Below are 24381 nucleotides of genomic sequence, written 5' to 3'. Positions count from 1 at the left end.
GGGGCTGGGTACGACTCTAGTGCGATTGCGGGGGCAAAGAATTGGTAGTTCCACGTTGGCGCCGCGGCCGAATGCTTGCCCGGGCCGGGAGGCTTCTGGATGTCGCAGCGTCAGTTGCAGCATGCGGATTGAGGTCGGCACGGTGCAGGGCGCGTGCTATCGTTTCCTCCAGGCTTTCACAGGACAAGGCGATGAGCTACAGCATTGATCTGGAAGGGCGCGTCGCCCTGGTGACCGGCGCTTCAAGTGGCCTGGGGGCGCAGTTCGCGCGCACCCTCGCCAAGGCCGGGGCCGGCGTGGTGCTGGCGGGCCGGCGCACCGAGAAGCTGAAGGACTTGCGCGCCGAGATCGAGTCGCAGGGCGGCGATGCCCATGTGGTGGCGCTCGACGTCACCGATCTCGACAGCATCAAGTCGGCCATCGCGCATGCCGAGACCGAGATGGGCACGATCGACATCCTCGTCAACAACTCCGGCGTGAGCACCACGCAGAAGCTCACCGATGTCGGCGCGGACGACTACGACTTCGTGATGGACACCAATGTGCGCGGCGCCTTCTTCGTGGCCCAGGAGGTGGGCAAGCGCATGCTGGCACGCGCCCGCGGCTCTGCGCCCGGCACCTTCACGGGCGGTCGCATCGTCAACATCGCCTCGATGGCCGGCCTGCGCGTCTTGAGCCAGATCGGTGTCTACTCGATGAGCAAGGCCGCCGTGATCCACATGACACGCGCGATGGCGCTGGAATGGGGCAAGTACGGCATCAATGTGAACGCCATCTGCCCGGGCTATATCGACACCGAGATCAACCACCACCACTGGGGTACCGAACAGGGCAGGAAGCTGATCGAGCTGTTGCCGCGCAAGCGCGTCGGCCAGCCGCAGGACCTGGACACGGCGCTGCTGATGCTGTGCGCCAACGAGAGCCATTTCATCAATGGCGCGGTATTGCAGGCCGACGACGGCTTCGGCGTCTGAGTTTTTGGAGTTTGAGTCAATGAGTCTTCGTGTGCTGACCGCGCTGGAAGCGCGGGTCCTGGCCGTCCTGGTCGAGAAGCAATTCACCGTGCCCGACAGCTATCCGCTGTCCTTGAACGCCCTGACGATGGGCTGCAATCAGAAGACCGCCCGCGACCCGGTGATGAGCGCGGGTGAGAACGAGGTGCTGCGCGCGCTCGACGAGCTGCGGGGCATGAGCTTGGTGAACCGCGTCAGTGGCAGCCGGGTCGAGCGCTATGAACACAATTTCCGCCGGGGCATCAATGTGCCGGGGCAGGCCGAGGCCTTGCTCACGCTGCTGATGCTGCGTGGCCCGCAGACGGCGGCCGAGTTGCGCAGCAACACGGAAAGGCTGCATCGCTTTGCCGACATCTCGTCGGTCGAGGCCTTCCTGGTCGAGCTGTCGGAGCGCCAGCCGCCGCTGGCGATCAAGCTGGCCAGAGCCCCGGGCGCGCGCGAAAGTCGCTGGGCGCATCTGCTTTGCGGCGAGGTGTTTGATGCCGTGCCTGCCGCTCCCGGCGAGCCAGCTTCGCGGGATGACGAGCTTCTGCAATTGCGTGCCGAGCAGGCGCGCCAGGCTGGCGAGATCGAGGCCTTGAAAGCGCAGATTGCGCAGATCAAGGCGGAGTTGGGCATCGCATGAGCAGGACCCCATGAGATTTGAAATCCCCGAGCAGAAGAAGCTGGTCCACGAGGCCCGCATCCCCTTGCGCTGGGGCGACATGGATGCAATGGGTCATGTCAACAACACGATCTATTTCCGCTACCTTGAGATCGTGCGGGTCGAGTGGCTGGAGTCCTTGAACGCGGCGCCCAACCCAGCCGGCGAAGGGCCGGTGATCGTCAACACCTTCTGCAATTTCTACAAGCAGCTGGAATATCCGGGCGAGGTGCTGGCCAAGCATTACGTCAGCAACCCGGGCCGCAGCAGCTTTGATTGCTGGATCACGCTGGAGCGGGTGGGCGAGCCGGGCGTGATCTGCGCCGCCGGCGGTGCCACCACGGTGTGGATGGATTTCCCAGCGCAGAAGTCGGCGCCGTTGCCCGACTGGCTGCGCCGGCATATCGAGGATTGAGCCGCGGGCATTCGCGCCCTGGCAGCCCAAGGCCTACCCCCGCACCGAGCGGGCCGTATTCCACAACCCTGCGGACGGCAGCGTGTCTTCTCGTCTCAAAGATGGATGGCCGCCTCTGTTCATTGCAAAAGAATCCTCGCCATCTCTTGACGCAAGGAGTTTGCAATGGCGACCGTACTTGATTTCACAGACAAGACCCTGCGCGCCTGCGCGCCCGGAACCCTGACGTTTGGCATGGTGGTGCCCTGGCCGGGTCTGGCCAGGCTTGGAGTGCGCGTTTTTCGCACCCCCATTGGCAAGGCCAACTGGCAAGTGGTCGACAGCAAGGTGCTCGACAACGACCCCGACACCTTCGACGGCATGACCGTGTCCTTCCAGGCTGTGAAGGGCATGCGCTACGGCCTGAGCTTCAAGGGCGATCTTCAGCTGATCGATGTCTCTGCCTCGACGTTGAAGCTGAGCTTCTACCTTGCTGGGAACGGGGCCGTGGTCTCCGATTTCGGCGGTGCCCAGACGCTTTCAGAGTCGATGTCCAGCGGTCTTGTCGGCGTGGTCAACGTCGACGCGCAGTAAGCCGGGAGCGCTGTCATGAAAACATGGATCCATGCCTGTTCCGGATCTGCTTTCGCGCTGATGTCGTTGGCTTCGAGTGGTGTGCTGGCGGCTGATGAGCCCAAGCCCACCACACTCAGCGAGACCATCAAGGGCACGCATGTCGACATGCCGATCACCACCTCGGTGGCTGCCTTCATGCTCGGTGCGTCCGGAGAAAACGTGCCGCGCCTGTCCAGCCTGCGCGAGTTCTCAGCCCAGGTCGGGCGGGCCTTCGACGCCAATGGCAAGGTGGCCAATGCCGTGTCGGCCGAGTTCATTCCGGCGATGGCCATAGGCAAGCTCGACTGGGGTCAGCTCAAGGACCCGCTGATGGGAGCATGGGCGCGTACGGCCTTGTCCGTCGCAACCAAGGTGAAATCGGACAAGGATGTGGCGCGTTCCGCCCTTGGCCTGCAAACCATTCTGTATGCACCAGCTTACCAAGAGGCCTTGCAGCAGTCTCGCGTTGAGTCCTGCTTGGCCACTGCACAGACATTTGTCAGGGAAGAGGCTCTCGAGAAGGCTCTTGCGGAAATGAACAAGACGGGCCAGACGACCATGCCCACCCCCGACTACACCGCAGAAGACGAGGCATCCCGGCTCAAGTGCGCCAAGGCCATCAAGACCGCGCTGACCCGCTGGAACCAGTCCATGGTCGCCGTGGGCTTTGGCCGCTCAGTCGCTTCTCTGGAAGATGGCGCGGCCTTGCCAACGGGCGTTGCGGGTGATTCCAACGTGGTGTGGTTCACCGCGGCGCTGGGCGGCGGCGGGCGCTCGCCGGCCCCCGCCAAGGCCGAGGACGGCAATGACGATGTCGGCTGGTTGCTCACCGCGCACTGGCGCCGCAACTCCAATGCCAGCGCCAAATCCACGCTCGGCGTCAGCACGCTGGCGCGGCAAGAGCTGGTGGGCCTGAACCTGCGCTGGGGCAGCGAATCGGGCGCCTTCATTGCGGAGTACTCGACCCTGCGTTCGCACGCCAGTGGTCACGCGTTCGCAGATCGCAAGCGCGCGGTCCTGGGCTTCGAAAAGCGCCTGGACAAGGACCTGTACCTGACCCTGGGTGCGGGCCGCGACACCGGCCTGGATGCCGCCAAGAACTCGGTGCTGATGAAGCTCAGCTGGGACTTTGCAAGCAAGCCCACATTGATGAAATGAAGGCAGGCCCGACCCTGCGCAGCAGGGCCGGGCCTTGGCCCGTTCAGCGGAAGCTGTAGCTCAGGCTTGCAAAGAATGAACGGCCGCGCGGGTCGCCGTAGGTCGGGTCCCAGGTCACCTGGAAGTAGCGCGACTGGTTGGTGAACGGCGGCGCGGTGTCGAGCAGGTTCAACACGCCGGCACGCAGTCGCAGGGCTGGCGAGAAGCGGTAGCTCGCGCTCAGGTCCCACAGCGAGTAGGGCTTGACGTCGCGGTTGTTCCACTCGGGCGCGGCCAGGCCGTCCACGTTCTGGTCGCGATAGCCGGCCAGGTAGGTGTTGGTCACCGTCAGGCTGACCGGGCCGTAGTCCCAGTCCAGGTTGAGCTTGTGGCGCCAGCGCTGCACGGCCTTGTCATCCTTGAACTTGCCCAGGCCGTCGACCAGCGGCGAGCGCGGGTCGGTGGCGAACTTGTACTCGGTGATCAGGGTGCCGCTGAATCCGGCGCCAAAGGTGCCGAAGCCGGTCTCCTCGCCGCGCCAGTTCAACGACACATCGAAGCCGGAGGTGTTCAGCTTGCCGCGGTTCTCCTTCTTGACGGTGATGTAGTCGACGAAGCCGTCATCGAAGCGCGCCACGACCTTGGGGTCGTTGTAGAGCGCGGGTGTCGTGAAGATCGTTTCTTCGCCGATCTGCGAAATGATGTCGGACTTGCGGATGCTCCAGTAGTCGATGCTGCCGGTCAGGCTGCGCATCGGCTCGAACACCACACCGAGGCTTGCCTGCTTGGACTTCTCGGGCTTGAGCTCGGGGTTGGAATAGCGGTCGATGGCGAGCTGGCCGACTTCGCCGCTCACTGGGTCGCGCACGAAGCTGGCGGTGATGCCCGAGCGCAGCGGCAGGAACATCTCGGACACTGTCGGTGCGCGAAAGCCGGTGCCGTAGGAGGCGCGGGTCAGCAGCTGCTTGCTGGGCCTCCAGCTCAGGCCGAGCTTGGGGTTGGTGGTGCTGAGGTCGGGCGAGGTCTTGTTGGTGGCGGCGTCGTGCACGCCGCTGTAGCGGTCGTGACGCAGCGCGATCTGCGCTTCGAGCTCCTTGGTAATCGGCGCGCTGAGCTCGGCGAAGATGCCAGCCACGTTGCGCGAGTGGCTGGTGTCGGCCAGCAGTTCTCCCGAGCTGGATCGGTCGCCGTTGACATCGTTGCCCTTGAGCACGTCGGTGGCGCGGAACTCGGTCTTCTCCTTGCGCAGCTCGGCACCCAAGGCCAGCATCAGGTCGCCGCCTTCCAGGGCGGCCAGGGCGCGGGTCAGCTTGCCGTCGATGCTCGTCGATGTGCCCTTGCTGATGCGTGCCGCGCCGTCCAGGCGGATCGAGTTCATGAAGGCCTGGCCGGCCGAGCGGTCGGCGGGTTTCACGAACGGGTTGTAGGTGCCCGCCTTGAGGCCGGCTTCCAGCTTTGTCAGCGATACCCAGCCCGACAGGTCGGTGTCGGTGGCCTTGTTCACGCTTTGGCTGAGGGCCGTGTCGTAGTCCCAGCCGGCCATGTTGCCGGTGGCGCCGATCACCAGGCGGCTGGCGTCGCTTTCCACGCGGCTGGTGCGCTTGCCGGCGTCCTCCAGGCGGAAGCGGAAGTCCACAGCTCCGGTCACGCCGGTGACGGCCTGCAGCGACGCGGGCAGGGCGATGCCCGAGCTGGTGCGGAAACGTGCCGTCGCCGGCGAGGCCGCGTAGTCCGTCTCGGCCTTGGCCAGCATCACCTCGGCGAAGACCTGGTTGTCATCGTCAAGCTGCGCCGTGAAGCGGCCGAGCAGGCTCTGCTTGTCAGCCTTGGGGTAGATCTGCGAGCCCGCCACGTAGTCGTACGAGCAGCCCTCACGGCCACCCAGGCTGGTGCCGTCGACGAAATTGGCATTGGGCGCACCGGTGCAGCTGGCCTTGTCAAAGCTCACGCGACGCGAGCCGGAGTTCGGCCCGCCCGGGTTCCAGGTGCCGTCGGCGTTCGTGCCCTTGAGCGCGGTGCCCGGGTTGGCGCGAACGAAGTTGTTCAGCGCGGTCAGCTGGGCGCTCGAGAGGTCGACGTTGGCCGGGAAGGAGTTGCTCGACGCCTGCGGTGGCAGGCGGGTGGGCAGGCTGTACTCGCGGATGAACTTGCGCTGCGAGGCATCCAGCTCGTCGAGTTTCTGCAGGTCCAGCGTGGCGAAGACGTTGAAGCGGTCCTTGCGCAGGTCGCCGAAGCCGCCGCCGAGGGTCGCGGTCTTCTTGCCGCCGCCGCCTTCGTCGGTCTTGAGGCCGTAGACGTTGAAGTTGGCGCCCTGGAAGTCCTTGCGGGTGATGAAGTTGATCACGCCGCCCATGGCGTCGGTGCCGTAGATGGCCGAGGCGCCGTCCTTCAGCACTTCGACGCGCTGGATGGCTCCGGAGGGGATGCTGTTCAAGTCGACGCCGGCGTCGTCACCCGGGCTGGCAAAGTTGGCCAGGCGGCGGCCGTTCAGCAGCACCAAGGTGCTGGAGACACCGAGTCCACGCAGGTTGGCGCCGTTGAAGCCGCGCTGACCGCCGCTTTGGTCGCTGATGGACGCGCCGTCGGTCAGGCCGCCGACGTTGGAGGTGATCTTCTGCAGCAGTTCTGCGGCAGTGGTGACGCCGAGCTTGTCGATGTCGGCGCGCTTGATGGTCTCGACCGGCAGGGCGGCTTCGCCGTCAATGCGCTTGATGCTGGAGCCGGTCACTTCGACCCGCTCCAGCTTGGCCTCCTGGGCCTGGACGGAGACGGTGGCAGCCAGGAGCAGGGCGGCCTGGGCCAGCGTCTGCAGCTTGAAGAATCGTTGAGGCGTCATGAGTGGGTCTTGCCTTGAAGAGGGGTTGGAAGGAGGGCGGTGAGCAGGAATGGCCGCGACTCTAGGAGCGGGCTTTGCCGCTTGCCTATGGGGTTTTGGCGGCCTGCGCACTTGCTCGCAAGAAGTTGTCGCAAAGCCGTAAAGCGGCAGCTGGGTGCCAGGAAATGCCTTGCTTCAAAGCGACATGCACTTGCGCGCCTCGCCCAAGCCGGCACCGGTCCGGCCTTTCCCGCTGGTGGGCAAGGGCGGGGGCTGACAAGATGCGGCCATGCAAACCCGAACCGTCCCTGTCCGCCGCCGTTACTTGCAGGCTCTTGTAGCTGCCGTTTGCCTGGGTAGCCTGGTGCCAACGCTCTCGCAGGCGCAGAGCAAGCCCGGCGTCGTGATCGCCATCGGCGGCGCCCTGCGCTCCGACAACACCGAGGTCTGGCAGCGCGTGGTGGATGAAGCGGGCGGCACGGGCGCGCGCATCGTGGTCTTCGGCACCGCTGCCGGCAATCCACAGCGCGCGGCCAATCTGATCGTCGAGCCGCTGACCCGTCACGGCGCCCGCGCCGAAGTCATACCGGTCGCGCCGCGCCTGGCCGGTGTCGACCTGCAAAGCAAGCTCAATGACCCGGCCCTGATCGAACAGGTGCGCACGGCCCAGGGCGTGTTTTTCGCCGGTGGCGCTCAGGAGCTGATCGTTGACACCCTGCAACCTGGCGGCAAGCCCACCGCAATGCTGCAGGCGATCTGGGCGGTGTTCAATCGCGGCGGCCTGGTGGCCGGCACCAGCGCCGGTGCGGCCATCATGAGCCACACGATGTTTCGCGATGCACCCGACAACATCTCGGTGCTGCAGGGCCGGCTGCGCGAGGGCAAGGAACTGGATCGCGGCCTTGGCTTCATCACCAGGCAGCTGATCGTTGACCAGCATTTCCTCAAGCGCGGCCGCATCGGCCGCTTGCTGCCGGCCATGCAGGCCACCGGCTACAAGCTGGGCCTGGGCATCGAGGAGAACAGCGCGGCGGTGATACGCGGTGAAGAAATCGAGCTGATCGGCGCACGCGGCGGCCTGCTGCTGGACCTCACCCAGGCCAGCAGCGATGCGGCGCTTGCAGCCTTCAACATCCGCAATGTGCGCCTGAGCTATCTCGACCATGGCGACAGGCACGACTTGCGCAGCGGCGTCAGCAAGCCTTCGACCGAAAAGCTGGTCGGCCAGAAGATCGACCCGCGGGCCGAGGGCTTCAAGCCGCGCTTCATGGTCGAGCCGTTCTACGTCGACATGCTGGCCGACAACGCCATCGTGAACGCCATGGGTCGCCTGATTGACAGCCCGCACCCGGAGCTTCGCGGCCTCGCCTTCAAGGGCCGGGCCGGCGCACAAGACCCGCAGCCCGATGTCGGCTTCGAGTTCCGCCTCTACAAGGCCAGCGACAGCCTGGCCTGGCTTGGTGGCGACGACTACACGGTGCTGGACCTGCGCCTGGACGTACAGCCGGTACAGATCAAGCGCCCGTTCTACACGCCGCTGGCCGCCTCGCACTGAAGCCCATCACCCCATCCATCGTGGCGCCGCCTGAGGCGCCAAGCAGCAAGAAAGCCTGACCATGCGCACCGTGCAGCACGCACTTCCTTCCAGCAGCAGCGGTCTTTGCCGTACGCTTCGCAGCCTGCACTTCGGCCCGGCCAGGAGCGGCCGCAAGGTCTATGTCCAGGCCTCACTGCATGCCGACGAAATACCGGCCATGCTGGTGGCCCAGCATCTGCGCGAGCAGCTCTTGCAGCTTGAGGCCGCCGGCCTGATCGACGGCGAGATCGTGCTGGTGCCGATGGCCAATCCGATCGGCCTGTCGCAAGACCTGCAAGGCACGCTGTTCGGCCGCTTCGACCTGAGCACCGGCGTCAATTTCAACCGGCACTACAAGCATCTCACCGCGCCGCTGCTGGAGCGTCTGAAGGGCAAGCTGGGTAGTGACGCAGCCGCCAATGTGGAGGCGATCCGCGCCGCCAGCCGCGACCTGCTCGGCGAGTGGGAGGCCACGACCGAGACCGAAGTCCTGAAGAAGACCTTGCAGACACTGGCCTGCGATGCCGACATCGTGCTGGACCTGCATTGCGACAACCAGGCCGTCCTGCATCTCTACACCGGCACGCCGCTGGCAGACCAGGTGATGCCGCTGTCTGCGCAGATCGGCGCCGAGGCCGTGCTGCTGGCCCGGATGTCGGGAGACGACCCCTTTGATGAATCGCTGTCGCGCATCTGGTGGGAGCTGGCCGAGCAGCTGCCGGCGCACCCGATACCGAATGCCTGCGTGGCCATCACCGTGGAGCTGCGCGGCGAGACGCAGGTGGAGCATGGCCTGGCCGAGCAGGATGCGGCGGCACTGGTCGCCTACCTGCAGCAGGCTGGCCATATCGGCGGCACACCGCGTGCGGCGCCGCCTGCGCGTTGTGCAGCCACGCCGCTGGAAGGCGTGGAGCCGATTGCCGCACCGCATGCCGGCTTGCTGGTGTTCAAGAAAGAGCCGGGCGAGCAGGTGCAGGCCGGCGATGTGGTGGTCGAGCTGATCGACCCGAACACCGATGAGCGCACCGAGCTCAAGGCCACGGTCTCGGGCATGCTCTTTGCCCGCGTGGCGCGCCGCTATGCTTCGCGCGGCATGCGCGTGGCCAAGATCGCTGGCGCCAAGGCTTTCCGCAGCGGCAAGCTGCTGTCGATGTAAGGGCAGGGCGCGATGAAGCTCAAATTCCCCAATACCTTTGTCCTGCTGTTCGGCCTGCTGGCCCTGATCGCTGCGGCCACCTGGCTGGTGCCGGGCGGGCAGTACGACACCACGATGCTCAATGGCCGCAAGGTCATCGACCCGAACTCCTTCCGCTACATCGCCGCCAACCCGCAAGGGCCGGTGCAATTGCTGATTGCGCCGATCAAGGGCTTTGTCGAGGCTGGGCTGATCATCGGCTTCGTGCTGATGGTGGGCGGGGTCTTCAATGTGCTGCACAAGACCCAGGCCATCGACGCGATGATCAAGTCGGTGGCCAAGGCGCACACGCGCTCGGCCTTTGTGCGCGCGGCCACGATTCCCGCTTTCGTCACCTTGTTTTCAATGGGCGGCGCCACCTTCGGCATGGCGGAGGAGGCGATTCCCTTCGTGCTGATCTTCATTCCGCTGGCCCTGGCCCTGAAGTACGACACGGTGGTCGGCGTAGCGATTCCCTTTGTCGGCTCGCAGATAGGCTTTGCCACCGCCTTCCTGAACCCCTTCAATGTGGGCGTTGCGCAGGGCATTGCCGGCGTGCCTCTGTTCTCGGGCATTGGCTTTCGCATGATCTGCTGGGTGGTGGCCACGACGGTCACGATCGCCTTCCTGATGTGGTACGCCGCCCGGGTCAAGCGCACGCCACAGCTGAGCCCCACGTTCGCGATGGACGAGGAGAAACGCCGCACCCTGAACCTGGCCGAGTTCGAGACCTTCTCGGGAATGACGCTCACGCACAAGCTGGTCCTGGCGATCTTTGCCGGCAGCTTGGGCGTGATGATTCTGGGTGTCGTCAAGTACGGCTGGGACATCGACAACATCGCGGCGCTGTTCCTGGTGATGGGCATTTCCGTGGGCCTGGTTGCCCGGCTGTCGGCGGACGACTGGGTGGCCGCCTTCCTGCAAGGTGCGCGCGACATGGTGAGCACAGCGCTGGTGATCGCGCTGGCCAAGGCCACGGTCGTCGTCATGCGCGATGCCCACATCGTCGACACCATGCTGCATGCGCTGGTGCCCTATGTGCAGAGCGACAGCCCGGTGTTCTCGGCGCAGAAGATGTTCCTGATCCAGTCGGTGATCAATTTCTTCATCCATTCGGGCACGGGCCAGGCGGCGCTGACCATGCCCATCATGGGCCCGCTGGCCGACCTGGTGGGCGTCAGCCGCCAGACCGCCATCCTGGCCTTCCAGTTCGGTGAGCTGACCACGCCGATGATTCCGACCTCGGGCATCACCGTGGGCGTGCTGGCTCTGGCCGGCATTCCCTGGACCAAGTGGGCGCGCTGGATGCTGCCGCTGCAGGGGCTCTATCTCGTGATGGCTCTGGGGCTGCTGGCGATTCCACACCTCATAGGCTGGCAGTGAACCCTGCGCCGCAGCGCCTGTGCGGCCTGGTCTTGCTGCCAGGCTGCTCGATGCTGGCCGTGGCGGGCGTGGTCGAGGCGCTGCAGGCGCTCAATGAATTGCAGGAAGAGGCCCGCTATGAGTGCCGGCTCCTGTCCGAAGCCGGGGGTTTGCTCGTTGCCGGGGGGGATGTCCTGCTGCAGACCCAGGCCTTCGATGCGGATGCGGACTGGCAGGCGCTCTTCCTGATCGCGGCCGAGGCCCCGCTGCCGTCACCAGCGCTCGTACAGGCGCTTCAATCGCACGCGCTGCGCGGCACCGTGCTGGCCGGCGTCGATGGTGGCGCAGCCTTGCTGGCGGCGGCAGGGCTGCTCGATGGCCAACGCGCCACGATCCACTGGACGCTGGCCGACGCCGCAATGCAGGAGCATGCTGGCGTGGTCTGGTCTGGCCATGTCTGGGAGATCGCGGCCGACGGGCGCTTGCTCAGCTGCGCGGGCGGCACGGCTTCGCTGGACCTGGTCCTGGCCTGGGCCGCGCGCCTGCATGGTGACCGTGTGGGCCAGGAGCTGGCGCAACATCTGGGCCTAGAGCGCGCGCGCGGTGCTGGCGAACGCCAGCGCGTGCCGATCACCGAGCGCATGGGTGGTGGCAGCCCCAAGCTGAGCGAAGCGCTGGCGCTGATGGAAGCGAATTTGAGCGAGCCGCTTCCTACCGAAGATGTGGCGCGCCTCGTTGGCCTGTCACGCCGTCAGCTGGAGCGCCTCTTCAAGCAGCATCTCGATGCCCTGCCTTCGCGCTACTACCTGGAGCTGCGGCTCAAGCGTGCGCAGCGGCTTCTGCAGCAGAGCAGCCAGTCGATCCTGCAGATCGGGCTGTCCAGCGGCTTTGCCTCGGGGCCGCATTTCTCCAATGCCTACAAATCCCATTTCGGCCACACGCCGCGCGATGAGCGCAGCCAGCGGGCCGCCGCCTGGCGCCAGCGTGCACCGGAGACCACTGATGAGCAGCCCTGACGACTTCCTCCTGCGCCCGGTGGCGCTCACCGACCTGACGGCCCTGGAGTGCATTGCCGCGGCCTCGGTCGACGGCATCAGCTCGCTGCCCAGCGACCGGCTTCAGTTGCAGACGCGCATCGAGCGCTCCATGCAGGCCTTCGCCAGCGAGGATGCCGCCAGCGGCGAGGAAACCTATCTCTTCGTGCTGGAAGACCGCCGCGCCGGGCGCGTGGTCGGCTGCAGTGGCATTGCCGCCAGCGCTGGTTTCCACGATCGCTTCTACAGCTATCGCAACGAGTTTGTCGTCCATGCCTCAAAGGCCATGGGCGTGAGCCAGCGCATGCACACCCTGCACCTGTGCCACGACCTGACCGGCTGCACGCTGCTGACCTCGTTCTACATCGAACCGGCCTACGAGCAGGGGCTGGCGCCGCAGCTCCTGTCGCGGGCGCGCCTGCTCTTCATCCGCCAGCACCTGGAGCGCTTCAACGAGCGCATCGCCGCCGAGAGCCCGGGCCTCGTTGATGCACAGGGCCAGAGCCCGTTCTGGGATGCGGTGGGCCGGCGCTTCTTCAACATGGACTATCCGCAGGCCGAGGCGGTGATCGGCGGCCGCAGCAAGGCCTTCATCGCCGACCTGATGCCGCATTCGCCCATCCATGTGAGCCTGCTGCCCGAGAACGCGCAGTTCGCGCTGGGGCAATTGCATCCGGTGGGCGAGCTGCCGTTCTCCATCCTGCAGGCCGAGGGCTTCGATGCCGACAGCTATGTCGACATCTTCGACGGCGGACCGACCGTCGAAGCGAGCCTGCATTTGCTGCGCAGCGTGCGGCATGCGCGTGAGCTGAGCCTGCGCAGCGGCGCGTTGGCGCTGGGGCAGGCGCATTGGCATGTGGCCGCGCGCCGCGACCGCGCCGGCTTCCGCGCGGTGCTCGCGGCCTTGCCGCTGGCGGCGCTGGAGCTGCCGCCGCGCCATGAGCTGGTGCAGCGGCTCGAGCTGGGCGAAGGCGAGCGCATCACCGTCACGCCAGTAGAGCCGATGGACGGCGAGGAGGGCCAACCATGAACCCGATCAAGATCCGCGCTGCGTCGAGCGCTGATGCCGTCTCCATGGCCGGCTGGGTCAACCAGACGGGCCATGCGGTCGATACCGACACCCAGGCCGAGGGCGAACGCCTGTACCTGGCCATCGATGAAGGGGATCGCCCCGTGGCCTGCCTGCGCCTGCGCGAGCATCTGGGCCTTGCGCTGCCGCGCTACAGCTATCACGTGGGGCAGGCGGTGCATGCCGCCTCCGAGCTGGGCCTGTTCCAGCGCCAGGCCACCTTGCTGCTGGGCAACGACCAGACCGGAGACAGCGAGCTGACCGACATCGCCTGCGCGCCCGGCCTCGATGAAGCGCTGCAACAGGCGGCCTTGCAGACCCTGCTGGACTCAGCCCTGGCCCGCATTGCCGGCGAGCCGCTGCGCCATGGCGCGCGCCTGATCGTGGAGCTGGGTGGTGTGCGCGATGCGGCAGGCAGGTCTGTCTTCTGGCAGGGCCTGGGGGCTCATTTCTGCCCGCGCGACCCGGCCGAAGCACAGGTCTCGATGGGCGAGGCCTGGCGCAGCCACTTGGCGGCGCTGCTGCCGCGCCAGCTGCTCTATCTTTCCTTCCTCGATGCCGCAGCGCAGGCGGCAGTCGGGCAGGCCGGCGTGGCAGCCCAGCCGGCCCTGAAGGTGCTGCGTGCCAGCGGCTTTGCGCCGGGCCGGCATGTGCGCATCGACGATGGCGGCCCGATCTGGGAACTGTCGCTGGCTGCAAGCTGACCTTCAGCCGCCCTTGAGGTGACGTTCAGACTCGCCCCTTGCGCGCCGCTATGCTGGCCGCACTCTTGGAGGAGCGAAGAAGATGACGAGGAAATGGATGGCGCTGGCAGCCCTGCTGGTGCCCATGGCTGCCGCATGGGCGGCCGATGAATCGATGGCCTGGGTGCAGGCCCGCATGAAACCGATGGTCGCCGGCCATGCCGCCGCGCTCACTGACGCGCAGCTGCAGGCCTTCGGCGATGCGCTGGGCGAGACGCGCGTGGTGGCGCTGGGCGAGCAGACCCATGGCGGCCGCCAGGAGTTCGAGTTGAAGACGCGGCTCCTGCGCTATCTGCACGAGAAGAAGGGCTTCGACGTGCTGCTGCTGGAAAGCGGTGTGTTCGACATCGCGCAATTGCAGCAAGCCATGCAGCGCGGCGAGAAGCTCGATGCGCTGGCCTCGGGCAATGTGTTCTACATGTACGCCAACAGCGATGCCGGCCGCGGGCTCCTGCGCTATCTGGACGAGCAGCAGGCGGGCCCGCGGCCGCTGCTGCTCTCGGGCATCGACAGCCAGCTCAGCGGCGGTTACAGCCGCAAGGCCTTGCTGCCGGGGCTGCGCAAGCAGTTGCAGGTTGATGCCACCGGCTGGCCGCTGTTCGAGCGGCTGGCCGGCGAGCTGATGCAGATGAAGCGCGAGGCGCCGAGTACGGCTGACCAGCAGGCCTTCGAAACCATGGCCCAGCGCCTGCGCAAGCGGCTGTGTGCTCCCAAGGGCGATGAGCTGCTGTGCCGCAGCCTCGCCGGCTTGCAAGCCCAGGCGGCCAACTTCTGGCGAGGGGACTACCAGCGTGACCACGAGATGGCCAACAACGTGCTGTGGCAGCTGAACAAGCTATATCCCGGCAAGAAGGCCGTGATCTGGGCCCACACCATCCATGTGGCACGCGGCGTGACGCTCGACGAGCAGCATCGCTATGCGGGCGACATCCTGGGCGAGAAGCTGGGCCGCGACTACTACGTGCTCAACCTGACCGCGCTGCAAGGCAGCTTCATGGAGTTCGCCTCCGGCGAGAAGCAGCCCATACCGCCGGCCTATCCGCGCAGCCTGGAGTCGGCCTTCGCCACCAGCAATGCCGAGTTCGCATTCCTGAATGCGCCGCAGCCGCTGAAGGCCGGGCTGGCAGAACGCAAGATGGAATTCGGCTACAGCACGCCTTATGCACGCTCAGGTCTGGGCTATCAATGGGACGGTGTCTTCTACATCCGGGATATGGAGCCGGTCACGATGCAGCGCTGACACGCAGCCTCATGCAATCAAGAGCTTGTGCACCAGCTCCGGCGTCGTCGCCGCCTCGTACTTCTTCATCAAGCGCGCACGGTAGACGTCCACCGTGCGAGGGCTGATGCCCAGCTTCTTGCCGATCAGCTTGCTGGTCAACCCGTCGATCAGGAGGGCGGCGATCTCGCGTTCGCGCGCAGTCAGCGTGGCGGTCAATTGCCGGTGGGCCGAGAGGTCTTCGAAGCTCCAGATGCCGCTCGCGTGGGGGTCCTGGGGGTTCAGTGCCCGGCCGGTCACATGACACCAGAACAGCTGGCCGCTGGCGCGCTTCATGATGCGGTCGTCGGCGTAATAGCCTTGCGTGTCGAGGCTGGCGACGATGCGCTCGCCGGTGCGCTGGAACTCGGCCGGTGTCGGGTAGAGCAGCTCGAAGCTCTGGCCTATCAGCTGCTCGCGCTCGGCGCCGAACATGGCCAGCACATGCCTGTTGCAGTCGCGGATGACGCGCTGCTCGGACAGGATCAGGCCGATGGGCGCGAGGTCGAAGGCGAGCCGGTAGTCCATGAGAGCCTTCACAGCCATCAGAGCAGGGCGTAGGTCGTCGTGGCCTGCGCCGCCAGCCGGCCTTCGTGGTCTTCGATGTCTATCGAGCCGAAGGCCATGGTCTTGCCCGAGCGCAGCACCCGGGCCTTGACGATGCAGTGCTCGCCGCCGATCGGCCGCAGGAAGGAAGTCTGCAATTGCACCGTGGTCATGGGCCGAAAGCCGCCCAGCTTGGCGCTGAGCGCCAGCACCATGGCCGTGTCGGCCACCGCCATGGCAGCCTGGCCGCACATCACGCCTCCCACATGCAGGTACTCGCGCCGCACCGGCAGGCGCAGGGTGATGCCTTCGACATCGACCGCGAGGACTTCGAGGTCCATCGCGATGATCCAGGGCGCAAAGATGGCGGGGATGCTGTCCTGCAGGGCTTGTGGCGTCATGGGCCGTACTGTAAGTGGTGGCAGTGCCTAGGCGAATTTACGTAACGACCCGGACCGGGCCTGCGTAGTACGCTATCCGGCGTTCCGAATACCCGGGAAGCCAGGAGATAAATTTCATGAACAAGCTCTTTCCCAGCGCGGCTGCAGCGCTGGATGGCATCGTCCGCGACGGCCAGTTGCTGGCCGTCGGCGGCTTCGGCCTCTGCGGCATTCCCGAGGCCCTGATCGCCGCGCTGCGCGACAGCGGCGTCAAGAACCTGACGGTGATCTCCAACAATGCCGGCGTCGATGGCTTCGGCCTGGGCCAGTTGCTGGAGACCCGGCAGATCAAGAAGATGATCTCCAGCTATGTGGGCGAGAACAAGGAGTTCGAGCGCCAGTACCTGGCCGGCGAACTGGAGCTCGAGTTCACGCCGCAGGGCACGCTCGCGGAGAAGCTGCGGGCCGGTGGTGCCGGCATCCCGGCCTTTTTCACGCGCACCGGCGTCGGCACCATCGTGGCCGAGGGCAAGGAACTGCGCGAGTTCGATGGCCAGACCTATGTGATGGAGCTGGCCCTTGTGCCCGAGGTGGCGCTGGTCAAGGCCTGGAAGGCCGATGAGAGCGGCAACCTGCTTTTCCGCCGCACCGCCCGCAACTTCAACCCGGCCGCTGCCATGGCCGGCAAGATCACCGTGGTGGAAGTGGAAGAGATCGTGCCCACCGGCAGCTTCGACCCGGACTCGGTTCATCTGCCCGGCATCTATGTGCACCGCATCGTGGTGAACGCGAATCCCGAGAAGCGCATCGAGAAGCGCACTCTGAGTGAAAAGAAGGGAGCCTGACCATGGCCTGGACCCAAGACCAAATGGCGGCCCGCGCGGCGCAAGAGCTGGAAGACGGTTTCTACGTCAACCTGGGCATCGGCATTCCGACCCTTGTTGCCAACTTCGTGCCCGCAGACAAGGAAGTCTGGCTGCAGAGCGAGAACGGCATGCTGGGCATCGGCCCCTTTCCGACCGAAGACGAGGTCGATGCCGACCTGATCAATGCCGGCAAGCAGACGGTGACCACGATCGCCGGCTCCTCGATCTTCGGCAGCCATGACAGTTTTGCCATGATCCGTGGCGGCAAGATCAACCTGTCCATCCTCGGCGCCATGCAGGTGACAGCCAGCGGTGACCTGGCGAACTGGATGATCCCGGGCAAGATGGTCAAGGGCATGGGCGGTGCCATGGACCTGGTGGCCGGCGTCAAGCGCGTCATCGTGCTGATGGAGCATGTGGCCCGCAAGAAGGACGGCAGCGAAGACATGAAGATCCTGCCCCAGTGCACGCTGCCGCTGACCGGCAAGGCCGTGGTCAATCGCATCATCACCGACCTCGCAGTGATGGATGTGACGCCGCAGGGCCTGAAGCTCGTCGAGCTGGCCGAGGGCGTGACGCGCGAGTTCGTGCAGAGCAAGACCGGCGTGCCGCTGATCTGAGAAGACCGCGCACCGCAATGACAGAGGCCCGCAGTGACGCGGGCCTTTTTCTTGTTCATGACGCAAGCGCCGAACCGCTTGCCTCAGGTCTTCTGCAATGCTCAGGCCTTGCGGCGGCGGGCAGCGCCGATGCCGAGCAAGGCCACGCCCACCAGGGCCAGCGAAGCAGGTTCCGGCACAGCGGCGGTGGCGGCACTGAAGGTCAGGTTGTCGAAGGTGAAGTGGTTGTCCAGAACGCTGACGCGGATCTCATCGATGCCGCCGAATGTCGCAGCGTCAAAGCTGAAGTGACCTGCGTCACCGCCAACTTCCACCGTGCCGATCAGGCTGCCGCCGTCATAGGCAGCGAAGACGGCTGGGCCAATGCCGCCGTCCCTGACCATGTCGACGCTTTCCAGGGTGAAGTAGCCATTGCTTGCGAGCTTGAAGATGGCCTCGCCGTCATCCATGTGGGCCATGCCCGCGCCGGGCCAGTTCCAGACGGAGGTGGACGTCATCGTCAGGCCAGCTTCAGAGTAGTTGGTGTTGCTGACCAGCGAGGTGAAGGTCATGACGCCAGCTTGGGCTGCCGTGGCAGACACGCCGATCAGGGCGGCCAGGCCGATGGTGCGAGCGATTTTGTTCAGCATGTCGTAGCTTCCAGTGGATCGTAGATGGCAATGTCTCAGCAGCTTTCGTGCCAGACCCCTAAGTCCTTGATCTGAAAGGAAACTAGGGAAGTGGTTGCCTCCACGGTGTAAACCCTGTCGACAATTTGAACGGTACTATTTCACGGTTTGTCGGCTGCGTGCAGCACGGCTTGCACTTCTTTACGCCTGAGACGTACCGGTTCGCCGGGCGCACCATCTAATCGGGTCGCAGCTTTGCACGAGGTCGGACGATGGCAAAAGAATCAATCCTGGCGACAAGCCTTGCTCCCGAGCCCGCGGATTCCCCAGCGCCGCCGCTGGCGCTCGACACCTCAGCGAGCTCAGCGCCATTGCCGGTACTCTTGAGCGCGGCACTGTTGAGCGCATGTGGCGGAGGGGGCGGTGGAGGCGGCAGCCCAGCACCGGTCCCCACGCCAAGCCCCTCACCGCCACCTCCGCCACCTCCGCCACCGCAGCCCACCGAAGCCGAAGCCTCGCGATTCCTGGCTCAAGCCGGCTTTGCAGCGAGCACGGCGGACATCGCCACGGTGCGCGCCAATGGCTATGCCGCCTGGATCGACGCGCAGCTGGCGCTGCCGCGAAGCCAGGGTCACTACGACTGGATGGTGGCCAAGGGCTACGCCGTGACGGCCAACCTCAACAGCCTGGCAGGCGCCGACAACACGATCTGGCGCCAGTTGATTGGATCGCCCGACCAGTTGCGCCAGCGCATGGTGCTGGCCTTGTCAGAGATCTTCGTGGTGTCGATGAACGGCCTGCCGGTCAACTGGCCGGCCTTCATGACTGCCGCCTATGTGGACTGGCTTGGGGAGCACGCCTTCGGCAACTACCGCGACCTGCTGAATGCGGTGACCTTGTCGCCGGCCATGGGCGTGTACCTGAACATGCGGGGCAACCGCAAGGAAGATGCGGCCACGGGCCGCGTGCCCGACGAGAACTACGCCCGCGAGGTGATGCAGCTGTTCACCATCGGCCTGGTGCAGCTCAATATCGACGGCACGCCCAAGCTCGGCACCGACGGCAAGCCTCTGGATAGCTACACGCAGGCCAATATCACCGATCTGGCGCGGGTGCTCACCGGCTGGGAATTCGACAATGCCTCGAGCACCGAGCCGGGCCATGCAAAGCGCCCGATGGTGCATCTCGCCAACCGCTTCTCGACCGGCGCCAAGAAGGTGCTCGATGTCGATATCCCGTCCACGGCCGATGGCCCAACGGCCCTGAAGACGGCGCTGGACACGCTGGCCAATCATCCCAATGTCGGCCCCTTCATCGGCCGGCAGTTGATCCAGCGCCTGGTCTGCTCCAACCCCAGCACTGCCTATGTGCAGCGCGTGGCCGCGGTCTTCAACAACAACGGCAGCGGCCAGCGCGGCGACCTGAAAGCAGTGCTGAAGGCCATCCTGCTCGACACCGAAGCCCGCTCGGCGCCCGTGGGCGATGCCAGCGGCAAACTGCGCGAACCGGTGCAGCGCTTCGTGCAGTGGGCGCGCAATGCCGGCCTCACGTCGCCCACTGACTTGTGGAACGTGGGCAATCTGTCTGACCCGTCCACGCGCCTGGGCCAGAGTCCGATGCGCAGCCCCTCGGTCTTCAACTTCTTCCGGCCCGGCTATGTGCCGCCGAACTCTGCCCTTGGCATCGGCGGTGTCACCGCGCCCGAGTTCCAGCTCTGCAACGAGAGTACGGTGGCCGGCTATCTCAACTACATGCAGACGGTGATTGCCAGCGGCGTGGGCGAGCTCAAGCCCAACTACTCGGCCGAGCTGACGCTGGCCAATGATGCGCCAGCGCTGGTGGACAAATGGGCGCTGCTGCTGGCGGGTGGCGGCATCAGCGTTGTCACGCTCAATGCAATCAAGACAGCCGTGGGCAGCATCACCGCCAGCAGCGACACCGCGCGGCTCAACCGCATCCAGGCCACCATCCTTCTGCTGATGGCCTCGCCCGAATACCAGATTCAGAAATGAGACCACCCCCTACGCGCTTCGCGCGCCCCCTCAAGGGGGCGAGCCCGCAGGCCCGGCAAAGCCGGATCCTCGGGCTCCGCTTGGCTCGACCTGCTTTTTGCGATGCGACCACTGGTTTGTGGCTGCCGAGGAGATTTCGATGAATGTCTCGAACCTGCGCGCGATGCAGCGCCGCGAATTCCTGCGCCGCGCCTCGGCCCTCGGTGTCACCGGCGTGGCCGCCCCCTGGGCCTTGAACCTGGCGGCCATCGGCGAGGCAGCGGCGCAGAGTGCGCCCTCTGACTACAAGGCCCTGGTCTGCATCTTTCTCTACGGCGGCAATGACTACGGCAACACCCTGGTGCCCTACGACCAGACGAACTACAACGCCTACGCGACCATTCGCCAGACCATTGCCACTCCGCGCGATCAGTTGACAGCGACCCTGTTGAACCCGGTCGTGGCCCTGCCCAGCGGCCGGCAGATGGCCTTGGCGCCGCAGCTCAGCCCGCTGATGCCGATCTTCAATGCCGGCCATCTGGGCGTGCTCGCGAACATCGGCACGCTGGTTCAGCCGACCACGCTCGCCCAGTACAAGGCGCAAAGCGTGCCGTTGCCGCCCAAGCTGTTCTCGCACAACGACCAGCAAAGCGTCTGGCAGGCCTCGACGCCCGAAGGCGCGATCTCGGGCTGGGGCGGCCGCCTGGGCGACCTGTTCATGAACAGCAACGGCAACTCGACCTTCACCTGCATCAATGTCTCGGGCAACGCGGTCTTCATGTCGGGCAAGCAGGCGGTGCAATACCAGCTCTCGACCAATGGTGCGGTGGCCATCAACGGCATCACGAAGGCGATGTATGGCTCGCAAGCCTGTGCCGATGCCATGCGCAGCCTGATCACGGCCCAGCGTTCGCACTGGATGGAACAGGAGCTCAACCGCGTGGTCAGCCGCTCGGTCAGTGCGCAGAGCATCGTCAGCACTGCACTGGCCGGCCTGCCGGCCTTGAAGACGCCGTTCAACACAGCGAACAGTCTGGCGGCGCAACTGCAGATGGTGGCCAAGCTGATCGCCGCGCGCTCCAGCCTCGGCGCGAGCCGCCAGGTCTTCTTTGTTTCACTGGGCGGCTTTGACCTGCACGACTTCCTGCCCGACCAGCATCCGACCCTGCTCACCAATATCGGCAGCGCCATGGCCAGCTTCCACGACGCCATGGTCGAGATCGGCGCCAACAACCAGGTCACCGCCTTCACCGCCAGCGATTTCGGCCGCACCCTGACCAGCAATGGCGACGGTTCCGACCACGGCTGGGGCAGCCACCACTTCATCATGGGCGGGGCGGTGAAGGGCGCTCGCATCTTCGGACAACTGCCTTCGGTCTCGATCAACGGCCCGGACGACGTCGGCCAGGGCCGGCTGCTGCCGACCACGGCCGTCGATCAACTTGGCGCCACCTTGGCGAGCTGGATGGGCGTGAGTGCGACCAACCTGCCGCTGGTGATGCCGCAGATCGCCAACTACAGCATGCGTGACCTCGGCCTGTTTGCCTGATGCTGCCTATGATGGCTGCACGATGCCATCAATCATTCGCAGCAAGCTGATCCTCACGCTGGCGCTCGGCGCCTCCCTGGCCAACGCGCAGGACGCCAACCTGCCCGAGGCCGATACCGGCCTCGTGCCCAAGCCGGGCTGGAGCTACAAGCGCGAAGCGGTGGCCGCGGCCAACCCGCTGGCGGCGGAGGCCGGCGCTCGCATCCTGCGCGAGGGCGGCAATGCGCTCGATGCGGTGGTGGCGGTGCAGATGGTCCTGAACCTGGTCGAGCCGCAAAGCAGCGGCATTGGTGGTGGCGCTTTCCTGATGCTGTCGGATGGCAGCAAGGTCCAGGCCTGGGATGGCCGCGAGACGGCGCCCGCGGCCGCCACGCCTGAGATGCTTCTGCGTCCCGACGGTCGGCCCATGGGCGTGGCCGAGGGCGAAGGCCGCGTGGTGGCAACGCCGGGCGTGCTGGCGATGCTGCAGGCAGCGCATGCCAGCAACGGCCGCCTGCCCTGGGCGAAGCTCATGCAGCCGGCCATCGAGCTGGCCGAGCAGGGCTTTGCCGTCAGTCCGCGCCTGAACAAGCTGCTCGCGCAAGACCGGTTGCTGGTTAGGGATGAGCAGGCGCGTCGTTATTTCTTCGATACCGAAGGCAGGCCCTGGCCGGTTGGCCACAAACTGAAGAACCCGGCTTTTGCCGCCGTCTTGCGCCGCGTTGCGGAGCAGGGCGCTGTGGTGCTGCAGGAAGGCAGTGCGGCGCAAGACATCGTCAAACGCGTGCAGGCTCGCCAGGGCGTGCTGAGCGAGGCAGACCTGAAGGCCTACAAGCCATTGCAGCGCGAGCCGATCTGCGCCGTCTGGCGCCAGCAGTACAAGGTTTGCGGCTTCCCGCCGCCGTCCTCGGGGCACCTGACGCTGGTGCAGGTGCTCAAGCTGCTGGACTATGGCGGTGCTCCGACCGACCCGATGCAAGCCAATGGCCTGCCCAATGCCGAATGGCTGCACCGCTATGCCGAGGCCTCCAAGCTCGCTTTTGCCGACCGGGCGCTCTACATCGCCGACCCGGCCTTCACGCCAGCGCCGGCCGGTGATTGGCAAAGCCTGCTGGATGAGGACTATCTGAAGCGCCGCGCCGCCTTGATCGGCTCGAAAAGCATGGGTCAGGCAGTGGCCGGCCAGCCGCGAGCGGCCGTCACGGCGCTGGCGCCGCAGCGGGACCAGCCCGAATACGGCACCAGCCACATCAGCGTGATCGATGCCGAGGGCCGCGGCGTGGCGATGACCACGACCATCGAAGCGGCCTTTGGCGCCCGCATCATGAGCGACGGTGGCACCGGCCTCACAGGCGGTTTCCTGTTGAACAACCAGATGACCGACTTCTCGCTGCGTTCGCGCGAGGCCGATGGCCGCCTGGTGGCCAACCGCATCGAGCCCTTGAAGCGGCCGCGCTCCAGCATGAGCCCGACGCTGGTGTTCGATGCCAAGACCGGCCGCCTGCTCCTGAGCCTGGGCGCGCCGGGCGGGCCGGCCATCATCTCGTTCACGGCCAAGACGCTGCTGGCCACCCTGGCCTGGGGCCTGACGCCGCAGCAGGCCATCGACCTGCCCAATGCCCTGAGCATGAATACCGGACCCTTCTACATGGAGCGGGACCGCTGGCCGGCCGAGCTCCAGGAGCAAATGCGCGAGCGCGGACACCAGATCCAGCAAAGCGAGTTGACCAGCGGTTTGCAGGCGATCCAGCGCACAGCCGACGGCCGCCTGCTGGGTGGCGCCGACCCGCGCCGCGAGGGCATCGTCAGCGGGCGCTGAAGCCGATGCGGCCCTGACCGGTCAGTTGCCGGGTGATCAAGGCCTTCAAGGGTGGCAGCCGGTCGGCCACGGCCAGCACGCCCTGGCGCAGCAGGCGTGCGGGCGGCCGTTCATCGGTGAACAGGCGCACCACCGCATTCGTGCCCTGGTAGATCGGCCAGGTTGTGCGCCGGTGCTCGGCGGCATAGTGGGTCAGGAGCGCCGCATCGCCCGGGTCCGGCGCGCCAGCCAGCAGGCTCGCCAGGCACTGCACGCCATAGAGCCCGAAGTTGTAGCCATGCGCCGTGACCGGATGCATGCCGACCGCTGCATCGCCGACCAGGGCAAAGCGGGGCGCGGCAAAGCGATGTGCGTAGGTGGCGACCAAAGGGTAGTGGTGGCGCGAGCCGGCCAGTTTCAGTCGCCCCAGTCGTCCCTGGCTGTGCTGCTGCACCCAAGCCAGCCATTGCTCCTCGCTCCAGGCCAATTGGGCCTGCGCCAGATCGGTCGGCAGTGTCAGCACCAGCGAGCTCAGCTGCGCCGAATAGCCGCCGAGCGGCAGCCAGGCCATGGTGTGGCCGTGGTGGAAGCATTCCAGCGCCTGGTCCTCGTGCGGTTTCTCATGCTCGATGCGGCAAAGGATCACGCTGCGGCCGAAGTCGCGCATCTCGGCGCCGATGCCGGCCAGGCGGCGCGTGGCTGAAAAGCGGCTGTCGGCTGCGATCACCAGCGGCGCCTGCAATTGCTCGCCGCCTTCCAGCGTCAAGCGGGCGCTGGCAGCCGAGAGTTCGAGGGCCGTGACCTTGGCCTGCGTGCGCACTTGCACCAGGGGGCGGCGCTCGGCGCCCAGCCAGGCAATGCGACGCAGCCAGTGGTTGGGCACCAGCGAGCCCAGGCGCTCGGCTTGACCGCTGTCGAAATGGAGGCATTGCGGCGCCGTGCCGTTGAAGACCCGTGCCTGCCGCAGCGGCGATATCGCTTCCGGGGGCAGGTCTTGCCAGGCTTGCAGGTCCTGCAGGATGGCCGTGCCGCGATGGGTCAGCGCAATCTCGCGGCCGTCTTCGCGCGGTTCGGCCAGCTCGGCTTCGGGCGACGCCTCGAGCACGGTGCTTGCGATGCCGGCATCGGCCAGCGCGCAGGCCATGGACAGGCCAGCCGGGCCGGCGCCGATGATGAGGACTTGTTGTGTGGTGTCTGGCATCCCGTCAGAC

At 66.1% G+C, this 24381-nt stretch carries 22 protein-coding genes; 17 read left to right on the top strand and 5 right to left on the bottom strand.

Features of this window, described 5'->3' with window-relative positions:
* Positions 1 to 191 precede the first annotated feature (191 nt).
* The 5 genes from V3596_RS01215 (at position 192) to V3596_RS01195 (ending at position 3823) form a co-directional block, all read left to right on the top strand.
* Positions 192 to 974: an SDR family oxidoreductase gene (locus V3596_RS01215; protein ID WP_334275761.1), complete on the top strand. Its 783-nt coding sequence runs from the start codon at positions 192 to 194 to the stop codon at positions 972 to 974.
* 19 nt (positions 975 to 993) lie between these two features.
* Entirely contained in the window at positions 994 to 1638 is a 645-nt protein-coding gene (locus V3596_RS01210) for a YceH family protein (RefSeq protein WP_334275760.1), read from the top strand.
* A gap of 10 nt (positions 1639 to 1648) precedes the next feature.
* Complete coding sequence (locus V3596_RS01205; protein ID WP_334275759.1) at positions 1649 to 2071, top strand: acyl-CoA thioesterase; 423 nt, start codon at positions 1649 to 1651, stop codon at positions 2069 to 2071.
* A 165-nt stretch (positions 2072 to 2236) separates the two neighbouring features.
* Entirely contained in the window at positions 2237 to 2644 is a 408-nt protein-coding gene (locus tag V3596_RS01200; protein WP_334275758.1) for a hypothetical protein, read from the top strand.
* Between the two features lie 15 nt (positions 2645 to 2659).
* Positions 2660 to 3823: a hypothetical protein gene (locus V3596_RS01195; RefSeq protein ID WP_334275757.1), complete on the top strand. Its 1164-nt coding sequence runs from the start codon at positions 2660 to 2662 to the stop codon at positions 3821 to 3823.
* 43 nt (positions 3824 to 3866) lie between these two features.
* Here the strand turns inward: V3596_RS01195 and V3596_RS01190 are convergent, their stop codons facing one another.
* Positions 3867 to 6638 (bottom strand): TonB-dependent receptor, encoded by a 2772-nt coding sequence (locus tag V3596_RS01190; protein WP_334275756.1) that lies wholly within the window; start codon positions 6636 to 6638, stop codon positions 3867 to 3869.
* 343 nt (positions 6639 to 6981) lie between these two features.
* On the opposite strand from V3596_RS01190, the gene V3596_RS01185 reads away from it, so the two are divergent.
* From V3596_RS01185 to V3596_RS01155, 7 genes are all read left to right on the top strand, one after another.
* On the top strand, positions 6982 to 8172 hold the full coding sequence (locus tag V3596_RS01185) for a cyanophycinase (protein ID WP_334275755.1): 1191 nt from the start codon (positions 6982 to 6984) through the stop codon (positions 8170 to 8172).
* Between the two features lie 61 nt (positions 8173 to 8233).
* Positions 8234 to 9349, top strand: coding sequence for a succinylglutamate desuccinylase/aspartoacylase family protein (locus tag V3596_RS01180; RefSeq protein WP_334275754.1), 1116 nt, complete (start codon positions 8234 to 8236; stop codon positions 9347 to 9349).
* A 12-nt stretch (positions 9350 to 9361) separates the two neighbouring features.
* Positions 9362 to 10750, top strand: coding sequence for a YfcC family protein (locus V3596_RS01175; protein ID WP_334275753.1), 1389 nt, complete (start codon positions 9362 to 9364; stop codon positions 10748 to 10750).
* Complete coding sequence (locus tag V3596_RS01170; protein WP_334275752.1) at positions 10747 to 11745, top strand: GlxA family transcriptional regulator; 999 nt, start codon at positions 10747 to 10749, stop codon at positions 11743 to 11745. Before V3596_RS01175 ends, V3596_RS01170 begins: the two co-directional genes overlap by 4 nt.
* Complete coding sequence (locus V3596_RS01165) at positions 11732 to 12793, top strand: arginine N-succinyltransferase (protein ID WP_334275751.1); 1062 nt, start codon at positions 11732 to 11734, stop codon at positions 12791 to 12793. Before V3596_RS01170 ends, V3596_RS01165 begins: the two co-directional genes overlap by 14 nt.
* Positions 12790 to 13536, top strand: a complete 747-nt coding sequence (locus V3596_RS01160; protein WP_334275750.1) for an arginine N-succinyltransferase — start codon at positions 12790 to 12792, stop codon at positions 13534 to 13536. Before V3596_RS01165 ends, V3596_RS01160 begins: the two co-directional genes overlap by 4 nt.
* An 82-nt stretch (positions 13537 to 13618) precedes the next feature.
* Positions 13619 to 14815: an erythromycin esterase family protein gene (locus V3596_RS01155; protein ID WP_334275749.1), complete on the top strand. Its 1197-nt coding sequence runs from the start codon at positions 13619 to 13621 to the stop codon at positions 14813 to 14815.
* A 9-nt stretch (positions 14816 to 14824) separates the two neighbouring features.
* On the opposite strand, the gene V3596_RS01150 is transcribed toward V3596_RS01155, so the two are convergent.
* Positions 14825 to 15361: a LuxR C-terminal-related transcriptional regulator gene (locus V3596_RS01150; protein ID WP_334275748.1), complete on the bottom strand. Its 537-nt coding sequence runs from the start codon at positions 15359 to 15361 to the stop codon at positions 14825 to 14827.
* A gap of 17 nt (positions 15362 to 15378) precedes the next feature.
* The gene (locus tag V3596_RS01145) at positions 15379 to 15780 is read right to left on the bottom strand and encodes a PaaI family thioesterase (protein ID WP_334275747.1); all 402 of its coding nucleotides are present in this window, start codon (positions 15778 to 15780) and stop codon (positions 15379 to 15381) included.
* Between the two features lie 116 nt (positions 15781 to 15896).
* On the opposite strand from V3596_RS01145, the gene V3596_RS01140 reads away from it, so the two are divergent.
* Positions 15897 to 16604 carry a CoA transferase subunit A gene (locus V3596_RS01140; RefSeq protein ID WP_334275746.1) on the top strand — a complete coding sequence of 236 codons (708 nt, stop codon included), beginning with the start codon at positions 15897 to 15899 and terminating at the stop codon, positions 16602 to 16604.
* A gap of 2 nt (positions 16605 to 16606) precedes the next feature.
* Positions 16607 to 17245, top strand: coding sequence for a 3-oxoacid CoA-transferase subunit B (locus tag V3596_RS01135; RefSeq protein WP_334275745.1), 639 nt, complete (start codon positions 16607 to 16609; stop codon positions 17243 to 17245).
* A gap of 101 nt (positions 17246 to 17346) precedes the next feature.
* On the opposite strand, the gene V3596_RS01130 is transcribed toward V3596_RS01135, so the two are convergent.
* Positions 17347 to 17874, bottom strand: a complete 528-nt coding sequence (locus tag V3596_RS01130; RefSeq protein WP_334275744.1) for a PEP-CTERM sorting domain-containing protein — start codon at positions 17872 to 17874, stop codon at positions 17347 to 17349.
* Between the two features lie 251 nt (positions 17875 to 18125).
* Here V3596_RS01130 and V3596_RS01125 point away from each other — a divergent pair, with 251 nt between their 5' ends.
* The 3 genes from V3596_RS01125 (at position 18126) to V3596_RS01115 (ending at position 23191) form a co-directional block, all read left to right on the top strand.
* Positions 18126 to 19865: a DUF1800 domain-containing protein gene (locus V3596_RS01125; protein ID WP_334275743.1), complete on the top strand. Its 1740-nt coding sequence runs from the start codon at positions 18126 to 18128 to the stop codon at positions 19863 to 19865.
* Between the two features lie 139 nt (positions 19866 to 20004).
* Positions 20005 to 21393 carry a DUF1501 domain-containing protein gene (locus tag V3596_RS01120; protein WP_334275742.1) on the top strand — a complete coding sequence of 463 codons (1389 nt, stop codon included), beginning with the start codon at positions 20005 to 20007 and terminating at the stop codon, positions 21391 to 21393.
* 22 nt (positions 21394 to 21415) lie between these two features.
* Positions 21416 to 23191 carry a gamma-glutamyltransferase family protein gene (locus V3596_RS01115; protein ID WP_334275741.1) on the top strand — a complete coding sequence of 592 codons (1776 nt, stop codon included), beginning with the start codon at positions 21416 to 21418 and terminating at the stop codon, positions 23189 to 23191.
* Here V3596_RS01115 and ubiM read toward each other — a convergent pair.
* Entirely contained in the window at positions 23178 to 24371 is a 1194-nt protein-coding gene (gene ubiM / locus V3596_RS01110) for a 5-demethoxyubiquinol-8 5-hydroxylase UbiM (RefSeq protein ID WP_334275740.1), read from the bottom strand. The genes V3596_RS01115 and ubiM overlap by 14 nt on opposite strands.
* Positions 24372 to 24381: the final 10 nt, after the last annotated feature.

It is taken from the genome of Roseateles microcysteis (assembly GCF_036880965.1).
Classification (GTDB): Bacteria; Pseudomonadota; Gammaproteobacteria; order Burkholderiales; family Burkholderiaceae_C; genus JAUASW01.
This window is presented reverse-complemented; position numbering and strand designations above follow the sequence as displayed.